Raw genomic sequence first — 16,066 nt, forward strand, 5'->3', positions numbered from 1 at the left:
ACGCGGCTAGGCTGGCTCCATGGTCCGGTCCGTGGTCGTCGCGCTGGCGTCGCTCGTCGCGGCGGTCTCGCTCGCGCCAACCGCGTCCGCGCTCTCGGCCATGTCGGCCGAGGCGCTCGTGGTCGTCGCCAGCCTGGCGGCGGCGACAGCGCTCATCGGCGTCGGCGGACCCGTGCTCCTCCCCGACTCGACCCGGCGTGCGCTGCTGCCGCGGCGCCGCGCCGCCTGCGTACCCCTCGTGCTGGCCGGGCGGACGACCGACACCGGTCACCACCCGGTCCTGCCGCGCGCTCCCGGACTGGTCTGACGTCGCCCTGCGGGCGACACGCACCCAGACCCGTCCCTCCCCTCCCGAGGAGCCCGCATGTCCCTGCTCGACCCGATCTCGCACGCCCTCGCGGCCGTCCTGGCCGCCACGCACCACGCCCTCGCCGACCTCGGCGCCCCACCTGACGCAGCCGGCACCTGGCTTCTCGGCATCGCGTCCCTCGTCGTCCTCGTCCGCCTCGCCCTGCTCCCGTTCGTGGTCCACGGCGTGCGTCAGGCGCACGCCACGGCCCGCGCCCGGCCGCACCTGCGCGGCATCGCCGAGCGCTACCAGGGGCGCACGGACGCCGAGAGCCTGCGCGCCCACCTCGACGAGCGCCGAGCGGTGTCCGCCGAGCACGGCGTGAGCCGGCTCGGCTGCCTGCCGGTGCTCGTCCAGCTGCCCGTGTGGCTCTCGCTCTACCACCTCATCGGCGACGTTGCCGCGGGCGCGGCCGTCGGTGCGATGGGGCCCGGCCTGGTGTCATCGTTCGGCGCGGCCTCGGTGCTCGGCGTCTCGCTGGCCGGCCACGGCTATGTCGGCTCCGGCGGCCTGCACCTGGCCGTCGTGGCCGGTCTCGCCGTGACCGCGGCCGGCCTGTCCTACGTCACGCAGCGCTTCGTCGTGGCACCCAACACCCCCGTCGAGCAGCTGCCCGAGGCGGTGCTCGCCGCGCAGCGCGTCCTGCCGCTGCTGTCCGCCGGCGGCCTGCTCGTCGCGGGCGGCGTCGTGCCGGTCGCCCTGCTCGTCTACTGGGTGTGCAGCTCGACGTGGACCCTGGGGCAGTCCGCCGTGGTCGCGCGCTGGTTCCCCACCCCCGGCACGGCCGCGGCGGCGCGCGTCACGGGAGCATGACCAGGTTGCCCACCTTGCGGCCGGAGTCGACGACCCGGTGGGCCTCGACGACCTCGTCGAGGGGCAGCGTGCGGTCCACGACCGCCCGCAGCTCACCGGCCGCGACGCGCTCGAGGAGCCAGGCGAAGTCGGCCGGATCCTCCGCGATGGGCCCGGTGCGCACGTCCCCGCGCGCCAGCACCGTGTCGACCAGCCCCGCGACCGCGAGGAGCAGCACCCCGTCCGGCGCCAGCAGGCGTCGCCCGGCGCGCCGGTCGAGGTTGCCGACCGCGTCCAGCACGACGTCGTGGGTCGCGGGCAGGTCGAGCACCGAGGTCGCGGTGTGGTCGACGACCTCGTCGGCGCCCAGCGACCGGACGAGATCGGCGTTGCGCCCGCTGCACACGGCGGTCACGTGGGCGCCGCCCAGGTGCGCGAGCTGGACCGCGGCGCTCCCGACCGCGCCCGAGGCCCCGTTGACGAGGACGCGGCGCCCGGGCGCGGCGAGGTCGCGGAGGAACTGGCGTGCGGTGCTGCCGCCGAAGAGGATCGCGGCGGCCTGCTCGTGGTCCACGCCGGCGGGCTTGGGGCAGACCCGGTCGGCGCGTACGGCGGCGAGCTCGGCGTGCGCGCCCATGCGGACCCCGGTCATCCCGCAGACCTCGTCACCGACCGCCACTCCCGTCACGCCCGGGCCCACGGCCTCGACCACGCCGGAGTAGACGACGCCCAGGACCGCCCGCCGCGGGCCGTTCCAGCCGAGGGCCAGCCGCCCGGGCAGGGCGAACCCCCGCGGGAAGCGACACCCCCTGATCCGGGCGTCGCCCGAGTTGACCGTGGTCGCCCGCACCCGGACCACCACCTGCCCCTTGCCGGCCACCGGGTCCGGGACGTCCCGCACCGAGACCACCTCGGGCGGTCCGTACCGCTCCACCACCGCTGCTCTCACGCCCACTCCTACCTTACGCCTGTAAGTCTCTCGGTCGTCAGCGTAGCCTTACAGTCGTAAGCCCGCCACCCCGCGCTGCTCCAGGAGCCACCGTGACCCGACCATCCCTGACCCGCGACCGCGTCGTCGACGCAGCGAGCCGGGTCGCGGACGCTCAGGGACTGGTCGGAGTGAGCATGCGCAGCGTGGGGCGCGAGCTGGGGGTCGAGGCGATGTCGCTCTACCACCACGTCGCGAACAAGGACGCCCTGCTCGACGGCCTGGCCGACTGGGTCTTCGAGCGCATCGACACGCCCTCGGCCTCGGGTCCGTGGCGCCTCGAGATGGAGAGGCGCGCACGCTCCGCGCGCACGGTCCTGGCCGCGCACCCGTGGGGTCTCGGGCTCATCGAGTCGCGCCGCTCCCCCGGACCCGCGACCCTGACCCACCACGACGCCGTGATCGGCTGCCTGCGCGCCTCGGGCTTCAGCATCACGCTGGCAGCGCACGCCTTCTCCGTGCTCGACGCCTATGTCTTCGGCTTCGTGCTGACCGAGGTGAACCTGCCCTTCCATCCCGGCGAGTCCCCCGAGGACTTCATCGCGGACCTCGGCCCGGTCGCGGCCCAGTACCCGCACCTGGCCGAGATGATCGCCGAGCACATCGTCGGCCACGACTACTCCTACGGCGACGAGTTCGACCACGGGCTCGCGCTGATCCTCGACGGGCTCGAGGCGCGGTTCGACCGGGCGTGAAAAGGGGGCCGTTGGCCAGGTCACCGTGGGCCCAACGGACCATGTCCGGCGAGCCAGGGCTCGGCGTACAACTGGTGGATGGGGTGGGCACGCAGGTTCTTGTCGGCAGTCGCGATTACGAGCGTGCTCGGCGCCGGCTCGGTGCCCTTGGACGCAGGGGAGGCGAGAGGAGCGCCTGACCGAGCCGCGGACGTACCCACGTGGACCGACACTCCCGCGCCGGTCGTCCTCCGGGCGAACACGGTCATCGAAGAGGTCGCCTGCTCTCCCACCGGCACGTCCTGCGTCGCCGTCGGACATCGCTTCGAACGCAACGGCGACCAGGTGATCGCCATCCAGCGCTGGGACGGCGCGGCCTGGCGGGTGGAGACGCCGCCCGCTCGCGCCAGCGCAGGATTGATCAATGTCGCGTGCAGCACGGCGACGGACTGCGTCGCGATCGAGGACAGTCGAGCGCAACGCGGCGACACGCGTCGGCTGGCCGTCAGGTCTGCAACAGGCTGGCGTTGGGTTGAGTTCCCATCCCCAAGGCACGCCGCGGACCTCGAGTTCGTGTCCTGTGCCGCAGCGTCCTCCTGCATGGTGGCCGGCCATGGAGGCGACTTCGTGGCGTTCGACGGCGCGGCCGTCCGCGTGCTCCCCCGGATGCCGCTGAGGCCTTTTGACCTCTCCTGCCCCAGCGCGATGTACTGCGCCGCCCCGGACGCGACGTCCTTGTTCGAGTGGGACGGCGCCACGTGGACGGAGACGCCGCTGGGCGGTGACTACCTCTGGGACGTCGGCTGCTGGGCGGAGCGGGCGTGCCTGGCACTGGGCGGCGGCTACGCAGGCACGCCGACGTACGCGCGGTCACCCGAGGCGACCTGGCATGCCGTTCCCTCACCAAGCGGTCGCCCCGTGGACGACAGCTCGCTGTGGGACACGGTGAGGCTGGGGCTCGAATGCGTCCCGAACGATGAGTGCCACCTCCTCCGCTACACGGGCAGGCGTCGTGCGCCGGACCTCGAGCTTCTGACCTGGACGACAGGAGGCTGGGTCGAGAACGCCGTGCCGACCCCTGAAGGGATGGTCAAGGCGTTGGGGTGCCGACCGGGCGAGTGCGTCGTGATCGATGCCATCGTGGATCCCGACGAGTACCCGCTGCGCGCGCGGGCACTGCACGGCTACGGCCCGGCGTGGGTGCACCGGAGCATGGTCAATCCACATGGTGTACTTCCCGGGAGCCGGCCCTTCGAGGCGAGCTGCCTGACCCGCGACTGGTGTGTCGGAATCGGCTCCTCAGGCGTCGGCGACGAGGATTACGTGGTCCGCCGGACAGGGCGCCGATGGGTCGAGGTGGCTCCGCCGCTCGAGAGCCAGTGGGACGTCGACTGCTGGCGGACGGGCTCGTGCGTGGTGGCCGGCTGGCATGACAAGAAGCCACGGATCGCCCTCCTCGAAGCAGGACGGTGGCGGCGTCAGCCCGTGCTGTCGCCACCTTGGCTGGCGGAGGGCTCCATGACCGGAGTCAGCTGCGTGGGACCTCGGTGCACCTACACCGGCTACTACCGCGCCCGGCACGACGCGGGCTACGGCGCCTTCGTGGCGCGACGCGACGGCACGGGCTGGCACGCGCAGCGTCTCGGCCCCCTGGTCGAGGACGACACGTGGTTCCATGCGTTCCCCTCCATCGACTGCCCGACAGCGTCGCGGTGCGTGGTCGTGACGTCCCAGCTGCAGCCGCGCAAGCCAGGGCAGCAGCGAGGTCAGATGCCCAACTCCTACGAGGCAGTCCTCGAGGACGGGGTCTGGCGCTGGCGCGAGGTCGGCCACGACTTCTCGCTCTTCGACCTCGACTGTCCGGACGCCGACCACTGCGTCGCCGGGGGCAGCGACGGGTATCCGGGCCTCATCATGGCGCGCGGCGTGGACGGCCGCTGGCGTCGAGTGGCGGCGCCCACCCGCAACGCGGACTTCTACTCCGTCTCCTGCCCCACCTCGCGCGAGTGCTACGTCGCAGGCACGGGCAGCCGCGTCCGCCGGCTGACCCGTACGCCGTCTGGCTGGCGGGCCCGGGAGACCGGACCGCGCGACATGACGGACATCACCTGCTGGGCGTCGCGGTCGTGCCTGACCTTCAACAACCGAACGGCCCGTGTGAGCCGCTGAGCAGTGCTCAGACGAAGAAGCTGACCGCCAGCACCAGGCCCGCCCCCGCGATCAGCGCGAGGGGCACCACGGCCGGCTCGCGGCGTACGGCGTCGGGCAGCGCCAGCTGCTCCTTCGAGCCCGGCCGCACGCCTGCACCCCGCCGCGCCCCGTCGACGAGCTCGTGCAGGCGGTGCTCGGCCCAATCGGCGTAGGACATCCCGTCCCGCAGGCCGCCCGCGTCACCGGCAGCCGGGCGCGTCAGCATGGCCTTGCGCCACGTGCGTCCGACCACCGTGGAGACGAAGCGCCGGTCGTCGGCGCGCACTGCGAGCACCTGTCGCACGGCCATCTCCTCGATCGCGGCGAGCCGGATGTGGACGGTCTCGGCGAGGTTGCGCATCACGAGGTGCTCCTCGGTGACCCACAGCGCCGGTCGCAGCATCGCGGCCCAGGCCAGGACCCCGACCAGCAGGCCGGCGGCGGCCACCCAGGCCGGGAAGCCGTCGTCGAGGTAGGCCACTCCCAGGCCGGCGACCGCCGCGCAGAGCGCGACGGCGAGCCACCCGGTGAACCGGCCGCTCGTCGGCTGGAACCGCTCCACGACGGCGTCGGCGTCGTGCTGCAGGCGTGCCATGTCGTCCTCGCTGATTTGGGCAGACTTTGGCCCCGCACGGATTGCCGGGGGCCTCGCGCCCAACTCTATGCTGGGTCGGTGACACCCACAGCCAGCCCCACGGCGAGCGACACCTCCGCCCTCGGCGTCTTCGACGACGTCGTGCGCTCGGAGTCCTCGCTGCGCCGATTCCTCCACGGCCTGCCGGGAGTCGACCAGGTCGGGTGCGAGGCCCGCGCCGCCGGTCTGGCCACCCGGTCCATCAAGACCACCTCGAAGGCCTTCGCCATCGACCTGGCCATCCGGATGGTCGACCTGACCACGCTGGAGGGCCAGGACACCCCCGGCAAGGTCCGCGCGCTCGCGTCCAAGGCGATTCGTCCCGACCCCGCCGACCCGACCTGCCCGGCCACCGCGGCCGTCTGCGTCTACCCCGACATGGTCGCCACCGCGAAGCAGACGCTCGGTGACAGCGGCGTCAACGTCGCGGCCGTGGCCACCGCGTTCCCCAGCGGTCGCGCGGCGATGGACATCAAGCTGGCCGACACCCGCGACGCGGTCGAGGCCGGCGCCGACGAGATCGACATGGTCATCGACCGCGGCGCGTTCCTCTCGGGTCGCTACCTCCAGGTCTTCGAGGAGATCGCCCAGGTCAAGGAGGCCTGTGGCGACGCCCATCTGAAGGTGATCTTCGAGACCGGCGAGCTCCAGACCTACGACAACGTCCGACGCGCGAGCTGGTTGGCGATGATGGCCGGCGGACACTTCATCAAGACCTCCACCGGCAAGGTGCAGCCCGCCGCGACCCTCCCGGTCACGCTGATCATGCTCGAGGCCGTGCGCGACTTCCGCGAGCAGACCGGTCAGATGGTCGGCGTGAAGCCGGCCGGTGGCATCAAGACCACCAAGGACGCCATCAAGTACCTCGTGATGGTCAACGAGATCTGCGGGGGCGACTGGCTCGACCCCGACTGGTTCCGCTTCGGTGCGTCCACGCTGCTCAACGACCTGCTGATGCAGCGCACCAAGATGACGACCGGTCGCTACTCCGGTCCCGACTACTTCACGCTGGACTGATGGGAATGACGAACATCTTCGAGTACGCCCCCGCGCCCGAGTCGCGCGCGATCGTCGACATCAAGCCGTCCTACGGCCTGTTCATCAACGGCGAGTTCGTCGACGGCAACGGCACGTCGTTCAAGACCGTCAACCCGGCCACCGAGGAGGTGCTCGCCGAGGTCGCGGAGGCCACCGACGCCGATGTCGACGAGGCCGTGAAGGCCGCCCGCCGGGCGTACACCCGCGTCTGGTCCCGGATGTCGGGCGCCGAGCGCGCCAAGTACCTCTACCGGATCGCCCGGATCATCCAGGAGCGCGGGCGCGAGCTCGCCGTGCTGGAGTCGATCGACAACGGCAAGCCGATCAAGGAGTCTCGCGACGTCGACGTCCCGATCGTCGCCGCCCACTTCTTCTACTACGCCGGCTGGGCCGACAAGCTGAAGTACTCCGGCTACGGCGAGACCCCGCTGGGCGTGGCCGGGCAGGTCATCCCGTGGAACTTCCCGCTGCTGATGCTGGCGTGGAAGATCGCGCCGGCCCTGGCCTGCGGCAACACGGTCGTGCTCAAGCCCGCCGAGACCACCCCGCTGACCGCGCTGCTGTTCGCCGAGATCTGCCAGCAGGCCGACCTCCCGCCCGGCGTGGTCAACATCGTCACCGGCGCCGGCGACACCGGCCGCGCGATCGTCTCCCACCCCGACGTCGACAAGGTCGCCTTCACCGGCTCCACCGAGGTCGGCAAGGCCATCGCCCGTGCCGTCGCCGGCAGCGACAAGAAGGTCACCCTCGAGCTCGGCGGCAAGGCCGCCAACATCGTCTTCGACGACGCCCCGCTCGACCAGGCCGTCGAGGGCATCGTCAACGGCATCTTCTTCAACCAGGGCCACGTCTGCTGCGCAGGCTCGCGTCTCCTCGTGCAGGAGTCCGTCGCCGACGAGGTGATGGACCGGCTCAAGCGCCGGATGGCGACGCTGCGCGTGGGCGACCCGCTCGACAAGAACACCGACGTCGGCGCGATCAACTCCGCCGAGCAGCTCGCCAAGATCCGCGAGCTGTCGCAGGTCGGCGAGGACGAGGGCGCCGAGCGCTGGTCGGCCCCGTGCGACCTCCCGGCCAACGGCTACTGGTTCGCCCCAACCGTCTTCACCGGCGTCTCGCAGGCCCACCGGATCGCCCGCGAGGAGATCTTCGGCCCGGTCCTGTCCGTGCTGACCTTCCGTACGCCGTCCGAGGCCGTCGAGAAGGCCAACAACACCCCGTTCGGCCTCTCGGCCGGCGTGTGGACCGACAAGGGCTCGCGCATCCTGTCCATGGCCAACCGCCTGCGCGCGGGCGTGGTCTGGGCCAACACGTTCAACAAGTTCGACCCGACCTCGCCGTTCGGCGGCTACAAGGAGTCCGGCTACGGCCGCGAGGGCGGCCGCCACGGGCTCGAGGCCTACCTGAAGGGAGCGGACGCGTGAGCCGCATCGACGTGCGCAAGACCTACAAGCTCTACATCGGCGGTGCGTTCCCCCGCTCGGAGTCGGGACGCTCCTACGTCGTCAACGACGCCAAGGGCAAGCTGCTCGCCAACGCCGCCCAGGCCTCACGCAAGGACGCCCGCGACGCGGTCGTCGCCGCCCGGGCCGCGTTCGGGGGCTGGTCGGGGAGGACGGCGTACAACCGCGCCCAGGTCGTCTACCGCATCGCGGAGGTCCTCGAGGGCCGCCGCGAGCAGTTCGAGGCCGAGATCCGCGCCTCCGAGGGCGTCTCGGCGGCGAAGGCCAAGACCGCTGTCGACGCCGCCGTCGACCGGCTCGTCTGGTACGCCGGGTGGGCCGACAAGATCACCCAGGTCGTCGGCAACGCCAACCCGGTCGCCGGCCCCTACTTCAACCTGTCCACCCCCGAGCCCAGCGGAGTCATCGCCGTCGTCGCGCCGCGCGATCCGCTGCTCGGCCTGGTCAGCGTCGTCGCGCCGCTGATCATCACCGGCAACACCGTGGTGGTGATCGCCAGCGAGGACCACCCGCTGACCGCGATCACGCTCGGCGAGGTCATGGCCACCAGCGACCTGCCCGGCGGCGTGGTCAACGTCCTCACGGGCTCGCAGGCCGAGATCGCGCCGTGGCTGGCCTCGCACATGGACGTCAACGGCATCGACCTCACCGGCGTCGAGGACGCCGAGCTGGCGACCGAGCTGGAGGTGGCCGCGGCCGACAACCTCAAGCGCGTACGCCGCCCCTCTCCCGGCGCCACGGACGACTGGCTCGCCGAGCCCGGGCTGGACCGGATGACGCAGTTCCTCGAGACCAAGACGGTCTGGCACCCGATCGGGGTCTGAGACCGCCAGCACGCACGACGTCACCCAGAGAACGTGGAGCTCCTGTGCCGACATCCGGCACAGGAGCTCCACGTTCTTCGGCGTCGTCGCCGGCTCGCGCCGGCTCAGCGGTTGAGCAGCGCCTGGGCCAGCACCCCGAGGATCTCGTTGGGGTTGTTGACCAGGTAGTTCTGGCCGCCGGTTGCCGCGGCGATCTGCTCGAGCTCGCCGGTGTCGGCGTCCTGCGAGATGCCGATGATGATCACCTTGACCGGCTTGGCCGGGTCGCGCAGCGACTTGAGCTGGGTGACCAGGGACTCCAGCGACAGCGAGCTGCTGTCGTCGCTGGCGCCGTCGGTCATGATCACGACGGAGTTGAACCACGCCGGGTCCCACATCTTCTGCGCGTGCTTGTAGGCCGCCAGCGTGGTGTCCATGACGCCGGTTCCGCCCTTGACGCGGCCCGGGAGCAGGTCGGCCTCGCGGCGTACGACGTCCCCGTGGGTCTCCCCGTTCGCGGCGGGGGCGTCGAGGCGGTCGAGGGCGGCGTACTCGGCCCACGACGACCCGTTCTCCCCACGGTTCTTGGAGAAGCCCCAGATGCCGATGCGGGCCTGGGCTGGGAAGGCGTCGAGCGCCACCTGCGAGGCCGTGACGGCCAGGCCGATGCGGGTCGTGTCGCCGAGCGCCATCTTCATGGAGCCGGACAGGTCGACCACCGCGAGGATGCTCGAGGGCACCGACAGCACGCGCCACTGGCGCAGGGTGTCGTCGGTCGTCTTCTGCGCGACCGTGCTGAGCACCGTCGCGTCGCCGAGGCCGATGTCGTTGGGCAGCGGGGTGCCCTCGGGCCCGCGCAGCTCGGCGGCGGCGATCGCCTCCACGCCGGCGCTCGAGGCGAACCAGCGGCCCAACGCCCGGCCGACGCGGGCCGACAGGTCGCCGCCGGAGGCAAGGAGGTCGGAGGTGCCTCGGTTGACGTCGATCAGGGGGTACTGGAGCATCGGCACACCGGTCTGCGGCGCGACGAGGTTGAGCTGGTCGTTGCTGCGGCGCGCGGCGAGGTAGGCCTGCTCGGTCGCCGGCACGAGCTGGGTGCTCGAGGCGGTGATGGTCGCGAGGTCGGTCTGGTTGGCGCTGCCGGCGACGGCGCGCTCGCCGTAGGTCTGGGCGACCGGGACGGTCTTCTCCTCGATCGAGAGGGGGGTCTCACCCGTCTTCTTCATCTCGGCGTACGGCGCGAGCAGCGCCAGCGCCGAGGCGCCCTCCGCGCTCGGGTCCGCCATCGCGAGGCTGCCGCTGTCGAGAGCCGCGGCCCACGACGCGGGCGCCGTCACCGCGGGACCGCCGACGAGGCCCACGGGGGTCTGGGCGAGCACCTTGGTGATGGGGGTGCCGGTCCAGCCGGCCGAGGTCAGCTGACCCTTCCAGGTCGGGCTGTCGGGGATCCACAGCTCGGGGAGCTCGGCGTTGGGGTCGCTCAGCAGCGCCACCACGTCGCTCACGGACCCGGCCGTGACCTGGATGTCGATGCACGGCTCGTCGGCGTTGACGTCCTTGACCGCCTCCGCGACCAGGTCCTCCATGACCGGCGCGGTGGTGAGCGTGACCACCTCGGAGATGCAGTCGGCCTCGGGCTCGCTGCCCTCACCGCGCATGGCGAGGAAGGCGATGATGCCCAGCACGAGCACGAGCACGAGCCCGATCAGCGCCAGGGTCTTGCCGGAGCGCCCGCCGGAGCCACCGGAGGTGGTGGCGGTTTCGGGCGCGATGGAGTCATCCAGACTCATGATGTCCTCCCACAAGAACGTCAATCGGGGGTCTGGGCGAGACTAGTGCCAGCCTTTACCGTCCGGGGGCCGAACGAAGAAATGAGTGCCTGACAAATGACACACGCCCAGGTGGTCGTCCTGGCGGGACCGAGCGGCGCCGGCAAGTCCAGGCTGGCCGAGCGACTCGGACTGCCGGTCCTCCGCCTCGACGACTTCTACAAGGACGGCGACGACCCGTCGCTGCCGCGGATCACCGCCGGCAGCAACGCCGGACTGGTGGACTGGGACCACCCCGACTCCTGGCACGAGGCGGACGCGCTGGCTGCGCTGCGCGAGCTGTGCGCGACCGGCCGCAGCGAGGTGCCGGTCTACGAGATCTCCCAGAACGGGCGATGCGGCTCGCGCACGGTCGAGCTCGGCGACAGCGCCTGGTTCGTCGCGGAGGGCATCTTCGCCCCCGAGGTCGTGGCGGCCTGCCGCGACGAGGGGATGCTGGTGGCCGCCTACTGCATCACCCAGCACCCGCTCAGGACGTTCTGGCGCCGCCTCACCCGCGACCTGCGCGAGCGCCGCAAGCCACCGCTCGTGCTCGTACGCCGTGGACTGGCGCTGATGCGCGACCAGCAGCGCGTGGTCGCCCACGCGGTGCGCCGGGGCTGCCGGCGTGCGACAGGCGACCAGGCCTATGCCGAGCTCACCGCCGCCCGCGGCGCGGCTACGCCCCGGCCCGACCCTCGATGAGCGCGGCGTAGCCCGGCTTGATGACCTCGTCGATGATGACGAGCCGCTCGTCGAAGGGGAGGAAGGCCGACTTCATCGCGTTGATGGTGAACCAGCGCAGGTCGGCGAGCGTGTAGCCGAAGGCCTCGACCAGCCCGTGCATCTCCTGCGTCATCGACGTGCCGCTCATCAGCCGGTTGTCGGTGTTGACCGTGACCCGGAAGCGGAGGTCGGTCAGCAGCCCGATCGGGTGCTGCTCGAACGACTCGGCCGCCCCCGTCTGGATGTTGGAGCTCGGGCACATCTCCAGCGGAATCCGCTTGTCGCGGACGTAGGCCGCGAGCCGGCCGAGCTCGACCGAACCGTCGTCGTGGACCGTGATGTCGTCGATGATCCGGACGCCGTGGCCGAGGCGGTCGGCGCCGCACCACTGGATCGCCTCCCAGATCGACGGCAGGCCGAAGGCCTCGCCGGCGTGGATGGTGAAGTGGGCGTTCTCGCGCTGGAGGTACTCGAAGGCGTCGAGGTGGCGGGTGGGCGGGAAGCCGGCCTCGGCGCCCGCGATGTCGAACCCGGCGACGCCGCGGTCGCGCCACGAGATCGCCAGCTCGGCGATCTCCATCGACCGGGCCTGGTGGCGCATCGCGGTCAGCAGCTGGCGTACGACGATCCGCCCGCTGCTGGCCGCCATGCCGGCCTCGAAGCCCTCCTGCACCGCGGCGACGACCTCGTCGAGCGTCATGCCTCCGGACACGTGCTGCTCGGGGGCGTAGCGCACCTCGGCGTAGACCACGCCGTCGGCGGCGAGGTCCTCGACGCACTCGCGGGCCACCCGCGCGATGGCGGGGCCGTTCTGCATGACGGCGACGGTGTGGTCGAAGGTCTCGAGGTAGCGCACGAGCGACCCGGAGTCGGCCGACTCGGCGAACCAGCGGCCGAGCGACTCCGCGTCGGCCGCCGGGAGCTCGTGGCCGATCTCGGCAGCGAGCTCGACGATGGTCTGCGGGCGCAGCCCGCCGTCGAGGTGGTCGTGCAGCAGGACCTTGGGGGCGGCCTGCACCTGGTCGCGCGTGGGAGTGCTCACCGGCACATCCAAGCAGGGCCGCCATGGTCGAGCACTATGTTCGTCGCATGCGCACCTTCACCACGCTCTCCGAGGTCGCCGAGGCCGCCGGGTCCGAGATCGGCACCAGCGACTGGCTCGCCGTCGACCAGGCCCGGATCGACGCCTTCGCCGACGCCACCCTCGACCACCAGTGGATCCACGTCGACGTCGAGGCGGCCGCCGCGGGCCCCTTCGGCACCACGATCGCCCACGGGTTCCTGACCCTGAGCCTGCTGCCCCACTTCGCCTCGCAGGTCTTCCGCCTCGAGACACCGGGCGCGCGGCTCAACTACGGGCTGGAGAAGGTGCGCTTCCCCGCGCCCGTCCCGGTCGATGCCCGGCTGCGCTCGCACGTGCGGTTCGGCGAGGTGCGCGACCTGCCCGCCGGCAAGCAGCTGGTCGTCGAGCACACGGTCGAGATCGAGGGCCACGACAAGCCGGCCTGCGTGGCCGCCCACGTGGTCCTGCTGCTCGCCTGAGCGCGCCCGACCGTTGGTCGAGGAGGTCGCGCAGCGACCGTCACGAGATCCGGTCGAGCACGATCTCCCCGCGGGTGAACCCCGCGCCCTCCTCGATGTCGTAGCCGCCATCCAACGAGGCGAGCGCCCGGTCGAAGCGCTCGGGCTCGTCGGTGAGCAGCGTGAAGAGCGGCTGGCCCTCGGTGACCTCGTCGCCCGGTCGGGCGTGCCACACCACACCGGCCCCGGCCTGCACCGGGTCCTCCTTGCGGGCGCGGCCCGCGCCGAGGCGCCAGGCGGCCATGCCGACCGCCATCGCGTCGAGGCGGGTGAGGGTGCCGGTGGCCGGAGCGGTGACGACGTGCGACTCCTTCGCCTGCGGCAGCGCCGCGTCGGGGTCGCCGCCCTGCGCGCGGATCATCGCCTTCCAGGCGTCCATCGCCGAGCCGTCGCCGAGCTTGTCGGCCGGGTCGACGTCGTCACGCCCGGCGCCGGCGAGCATCTCGCGGGCCAGGGCCAGGGTCAGCTCGACCACGTCGGCCGGTCCGCCGCCGGCGAGGACGTCGACCGACTCCTGGACCTCGACGGCGTTGCCGGCCGTGCGTCCGAGCGGGGTGGACATGTCGGTGAGCAGGGCGACCGTGTGGACGCCCGCGTCGGTGCCGAGCGCCACCATGGTCTCGGCCAGCTCGCGGGCCCGGTCGAGGGACTTCATGAAGGCGCCGGTGCCGACCTTCACGTCGAGCACGAGCGCGCCGGTGCCCTCCGCGATCTTCTTCGACATGATCGAGGAGGCGATGAGCGGGATCGCCTCGACGGTCCCGGTGACGTCGCGCAGCGCGTACAGCTTCTTGTCGGCGGGCGCCAGGCCGTCGCCGGCCGCGCAGATCACCGCTCCCACCGACTCCAGCTGGGCGAGCATCTCCTCGTTGCTCAGCGACGCCTGCCAGCCGGGGATCGCCTCGAGCTTGTCGAGCGTGCCGCCGGTGTGTCCGAGGCCGCGACCCGACAGCTGGGGTACGGCGACGCCGCACGCGGCGACGAGCGGGGCCAGCGGCAGGGTGATCTTGTCGCCGACGCCGCCGGTGGAGTGCTTGTCGGCGGTGGGGCGCGAGAGCGTGGAGAAGTCCATCCGCTCCCCCGAGGCGATCATCGCCCCGGTCCACCGCGAGATCTCGCGCCGGTTCATCCCGTTGAGCAGGATCGCCATGGCGAGGGCGGACATCTGCTCGTCGGCGACGTCGCCGCGCGTGAAGGCGTCGATCACCCAGTCGATCTGGCTGTCGCTGAGCTCGTGCTTGTCGCGCTTGGCGAGGATCACCTCGACGGCGTCGTGGGCGGCCACTACTTGATCCCTTCAAGGTCGTCGGGTCCGAAGGCGTCGGGCAGCACCTCGGACATGGGCTTGACGCCCGAGACGGTCCAGACCAGCAGGTCGCGGCCACCGTGCTCGAACAGCAGCTGGCGGCACCGGCCGCACGGCATGATGATCTCGCCCGCCCCGTTGACGCAGACGAAGTGGGTCAGTCGCCCACCGCCCGTGGCGTGCAGCTGGGAGACCACGCCGCACTCGGCGCACAGCACCACCCCGTACGCCGCGTTCTCGACGTTGCACCCCACCACCACGCGGCCGTCGTCCACCCGGGCGGCCGCGCCGACCGGGTAGCGGGAGTACGGCGCGTACGCCCGTCCCATCACCTCGACTGCCGTGGCCCTGAGCTCGTCCCACTCCTGCTGCTTCACGCGGCCACTATGGCGCATACGAGGAAGCGACAGTCTTTGGCAGGTTCCGCCGAAAGTTCTCCGGCGACTTTTATGTCTCAAACGCATTTCGGAAGTTCCGAACCGCGTGACGGGGTGTCTCCCGGCAGGCATCATGCTGCCCGAAAGCGACCCCACTCCGGGGGCACGAACTTGGAGGCATTTGTGAAGAAGTCGAGGAAGGTCGTCTCGAGCGGCCTCGTGGCCCTGCTGGCGGCCGCGACCCTGGCAGCGTGCGGCGACGCGCCCGAGGAGGAGACCAACGGGAGTGGGAGCGGCAGCGAGGCTGCGAGCGACTTCCAGCCCTGCATCGTCTCCGACGCCGGCGGTTTCGACGACAAGTCGTTCAACCAGCTCGGCTACGAGGGCGCCAAGCAGGCCGCCGACGAGCTGGGTGTCGAGCTGACCGAGGTCGAGTCCAACAGCGAGAACGACTACGGCCCCAACCTGGAGAGCCTCGTCGGCGAGGGCTGCGACGTCATCGTGACCGTCGGCTTCGCCCTGGCCGCGGCCACCAAGGAGTCGGCTGCCGCCAACCCCGACATCGAGTACGTCCTGATCGACGACTCCGCCGACGGCGGCGAGGACGGCCAGACCTTCGACGGTGAGGCCGACCAGCCCAACATCAAGCCGCTGCTCTACAACACGGCCGAGGCCGCGTTCCTCGCCGGCTACGCCGCTGCCGACTACACCACGACCGGCAAGGTCGGCACCTACGGCGGCATGCCCTTCCCGACCGTCACCATCTTCATGGACGGCTTCAAGCAGGGCGCCGAGTACTACGCCGAGGAGAACGGCAAGGACGTCGAGGTCGTCGGCTGGAACGGCAAGAACGGCTCGTTCACCGGTGGCTTCGAGGCCAACGAGGCCGCGACCAGCACCGCCAAGCAGATCCTCGACCAGGACGTCGACGTGATCCTGCCCGTCGGTGGCCCGATCTACCAGGGTGCGATCACCGCGATCCAGGACTCGGGCAAGGACATCGCCATGATCGGCGTCGACGCCGACCTGTACGAGACCGACCCGAGCACGCAGGACTACGTCATGACCTCGATCCTCAAGGGCATGAAGGTCTCGACCTACGAGGCCGTCCTGGCCGCCGGCAACGACGAGTTCGACTTCTCGCCCTACATCGGCACCCTCGAGAACGACGGCGTCGGCATCGCGCCGTTCCACAACTTCGAGGACAAGGTCAACCCCGACCTCGCCGCCCAGCTCGACGAGGTGAAGGCCGGCATCATCGACGGCTCGATCACCGTGGAGTCCTACCTGGGCTGACGCCCACCACGCACCACCCCGGGGGGAGGCCGACGGATCCG

Annotated in this window: 16 protein-coding genes; 10 read left to right on the top strand and 6 right to left on the bottom strand. The window is 71.5% G+C overall.

Features of this window, described 5'->3' with window-relative positions:
• Window positions 1–19: 19 nt before the first annotated feature.
• Window positions 20–307: a hypothetical protein gene (locus tag IE200_RS07945; protein ID WP_191278852.1), complete on the top strand. Its 288-nt coding sequence runs from the start codon at window positions 20–22 to the stop codon at window positions 305–307.
• 57 nt (window positions 308–364) lie between these two features.
• Window positions 365–1,162 carry a membrane protein insertase YidC gene (yidC, locus tag IE200_RS07950; RefSeq protein WP_191278853.1) on the top strand — a complete coding sequence of 266 codons (798 nt, stop codon included), beginning with the start codon at window positions 365–367 and terminating at the stop codon, window positions 1,160–1,162.
• Here the strand turns inward: yidC and IE200_RS07955 are convergent.
• On the bottom strand, window positions 1,149–2,090 hold the full coding sequence (locus IE200_RS07955) for an NAD(P)-dependent alcohol dehydrogenase (RefSeq protein ID WP_191278854.1): 942 nt from the start codon (window positions 2,088–2,090) through the stop codon (window positions 1,149–1,151). The genes yidC and IE200_RS07955 overlap by 14 nt on opposite strands.
• Window positions 2,091–2,182: 92 nt before the next feature.
• On the opposite strand from IE200_RS07955, the gene IE200_RS07960 reads away from it, so the two are divergent.
• Complete coding sequence (locus IE200_RS07960) at window positions 2,183–2,824, top strand: TetR/AcrR family transcriptional regulator (RefSeq protein ID WP_191278855.1); 642 nt, start codon at window positions 2,183–2,185, stop codon at window positions 2,822–2,824.
• A 579-nt stretch (window positions 2,825–3,403) separates the two neighbouring features.
• Window positions 3,404–4,972, top strand: a complete 1,569-nt coding sequence (locus IE200_RS07965; protein ID WP_191278856.1) for a hypothetical protein — start codon at window positions 3,404–3,406, stop codon at window positions 4,970–4,972.
• Between the two features lie 7 nt (window positions 4,973–4,979).
• Here the strand turns inward: IE200_RS07965 and IE200_RS07970 are convergent, their stop codons facing one another.
• Entirely contained in the window at window positions 4,980–5,588 is a 609-nt protein-coding gene (locus IE200_RS07970; RefSeq protein ID WP_191278857.1) for a hypothetical protein, read from the bottom strand.
• A 78-nt stretch (window positions 5,589–5,666) separates the two neighbouring features.
• On the opposite strand from IE200_RS07970, the gene deoC reads away from it, so the two are divergent.
• Genes deoC through IE200_RS07985 form a run of 3 tightly spaced genes read left to right on the top strand, consistent with a single transcriptional unit; the run spans window position 5,667 to window position 8,952 of the window.
• The gene (gene deoC / locus IE200_RS07975; protein WP_191278858.1) at window positions 5,667–6,644 is read left to right on the top strand and encodes a deoxyribose-phosphate aldolase; all 978 of its coding nucleotides are present in this window, start codon (window positions 5,667–5,669) and stop codon (window positions 6,642–6,644) included.
• 5 nt (window positions 6,645–6,649) lie between these two features.
• Window positions 6,650–8,089: an aldehyde dehydrogenase family protein gene (locus IE200_RS07980; RefSeq protein WP_191278859.1), complete on the top strand. Its 1,440-nt coding sequence runs from the start codon at window positions 6,650–6,652 to the stop codon at window positions 8,087–8,089.
• Window positions 8,086–8,952, top strand: coding sequence for an aldehyde dehydrogenase family protein (locus IE200_RS07985; protein WP_191278860.1), 867 nt, complete (start codon window positions 8,086–8,088; stop codon window positions 8,950–8,952). The genes IE200_RS07980 and IE200_RS07985 overlap by 4 nt, the downstream gene beginning before the upstream one ends.
• Window positions 8,953–9,056: 104 nt before the next feature.
• On the opposite strand, the gene IE200_RS07990 is transcribed toward IE200_RS07985, so the two are convergent.
• Window positions 9,057–10,721, bottom strand: coding sequence for a substrate-binding domain-containing protein (locus IE200_RS07990; protein ID WP_191278861.1), 1,665 nt, complete (start codon window positions 10,719–10,721; stop codon window positions 9,057–9,059).
• Between the two features lie 96 nt (window positions 10,722–10,817).
• On the opposite strand from IE200_RS07990, the gene IE200_RS07995 reads away from it, so the two are divergent.
• Entirely contained in the window at window positions 10,818–11,444 is a 627-nt protein-coding gene (locus IE200_RS07995) for a nucleoside/nucleotide kinase family protein (protein ID WP_191278862.1), read from the top strand.
• Here IE200_RS07995 and IE200_RS08000 read toward each other — a convergent pair.
• Window positions 11,419–12,513 carry an adenosine deaminase gene (locus IE200_RS08000; protein WP_456237848.1) on the bottom strand — a complete coding sequence of 365 codons (1,095 nt, stop codon included), beginning with the start codon at window positions 12,511–12,513 and terminating at the stop codon, window positions 11,419–11,421. The genes IE200_RS07995 and IE200_RS08000 overlap by 26 nt on opposite strands.
• Before the next feature lie 41 nt (window positions 12,514–12,554).
• Between IE200_RS08000 and IE200_RS08005 the strand changes: the two genes are divergently transcribed.
• Entirely contained in the window at window positions 12,555–13,007 is a 453-nt protein-coding gene (locus IE200_RS08005; protein ID WP_191278864.1) for a MaoC family dehydratase, read from the top strand.
• A gap of 40 nt (window positions 13,008–13,047) precedes the next feature.
• Here the strand turns inward: IE200_RS08005 and IE200_RS08010 are convergent, their stop codons facing one another.
• Entirely contained in the window at window positions 13,048–14,331 is a 1,284-nt protein-coding gene (locus IE200_RS08010; RefSeq protein WP_191278865.1) for a thymidine phosphorylase, read from the bottom strand.
• A complete protein-coding gene (locus tag IE200_RS08015; protein ID WP_191278866.1) occupies window positions 14,331–14,747 on the bottom strand; it encodes a cytidine deaminase in 417 nt (138 codons plus the stop codon). The genes IE200_RS08010 and IE200_RS08015 overlap by 1 nt, the downstream gene beginning before the upstream one ends.
• Before the next feature lie 165 nt (window positions 14,748–14,912).
• Here IE200_RS08015 and IE200_RS08020 point away from each other — a divergent pair, with 165 nt between their 5' ends.
• Window positions 14,913–16,025, top strand: coding sequence for a BMP family lipoprotein (locus IE200_RS08020; protein ID WP_229856281.1), 1,113 nt, complete (start codon window positions 14,913–14,915; stop codon window positions 16,023–16,025).
• The last annotated feature ends 41 nt before the right edge of the window (window positions 16,026–16,066 follow it).

It is taken from the genome of Nocardioides flavus (ex Wang et al. 2016) (genome assembly GCF_014653115.1).
GTDB classification, from domain to species: Bacteria; Actinomycetota; Actinomycetes; order Propionibacteriales; family Nocardioidaceae; genus Nocardioides; species Nocardioides flavus.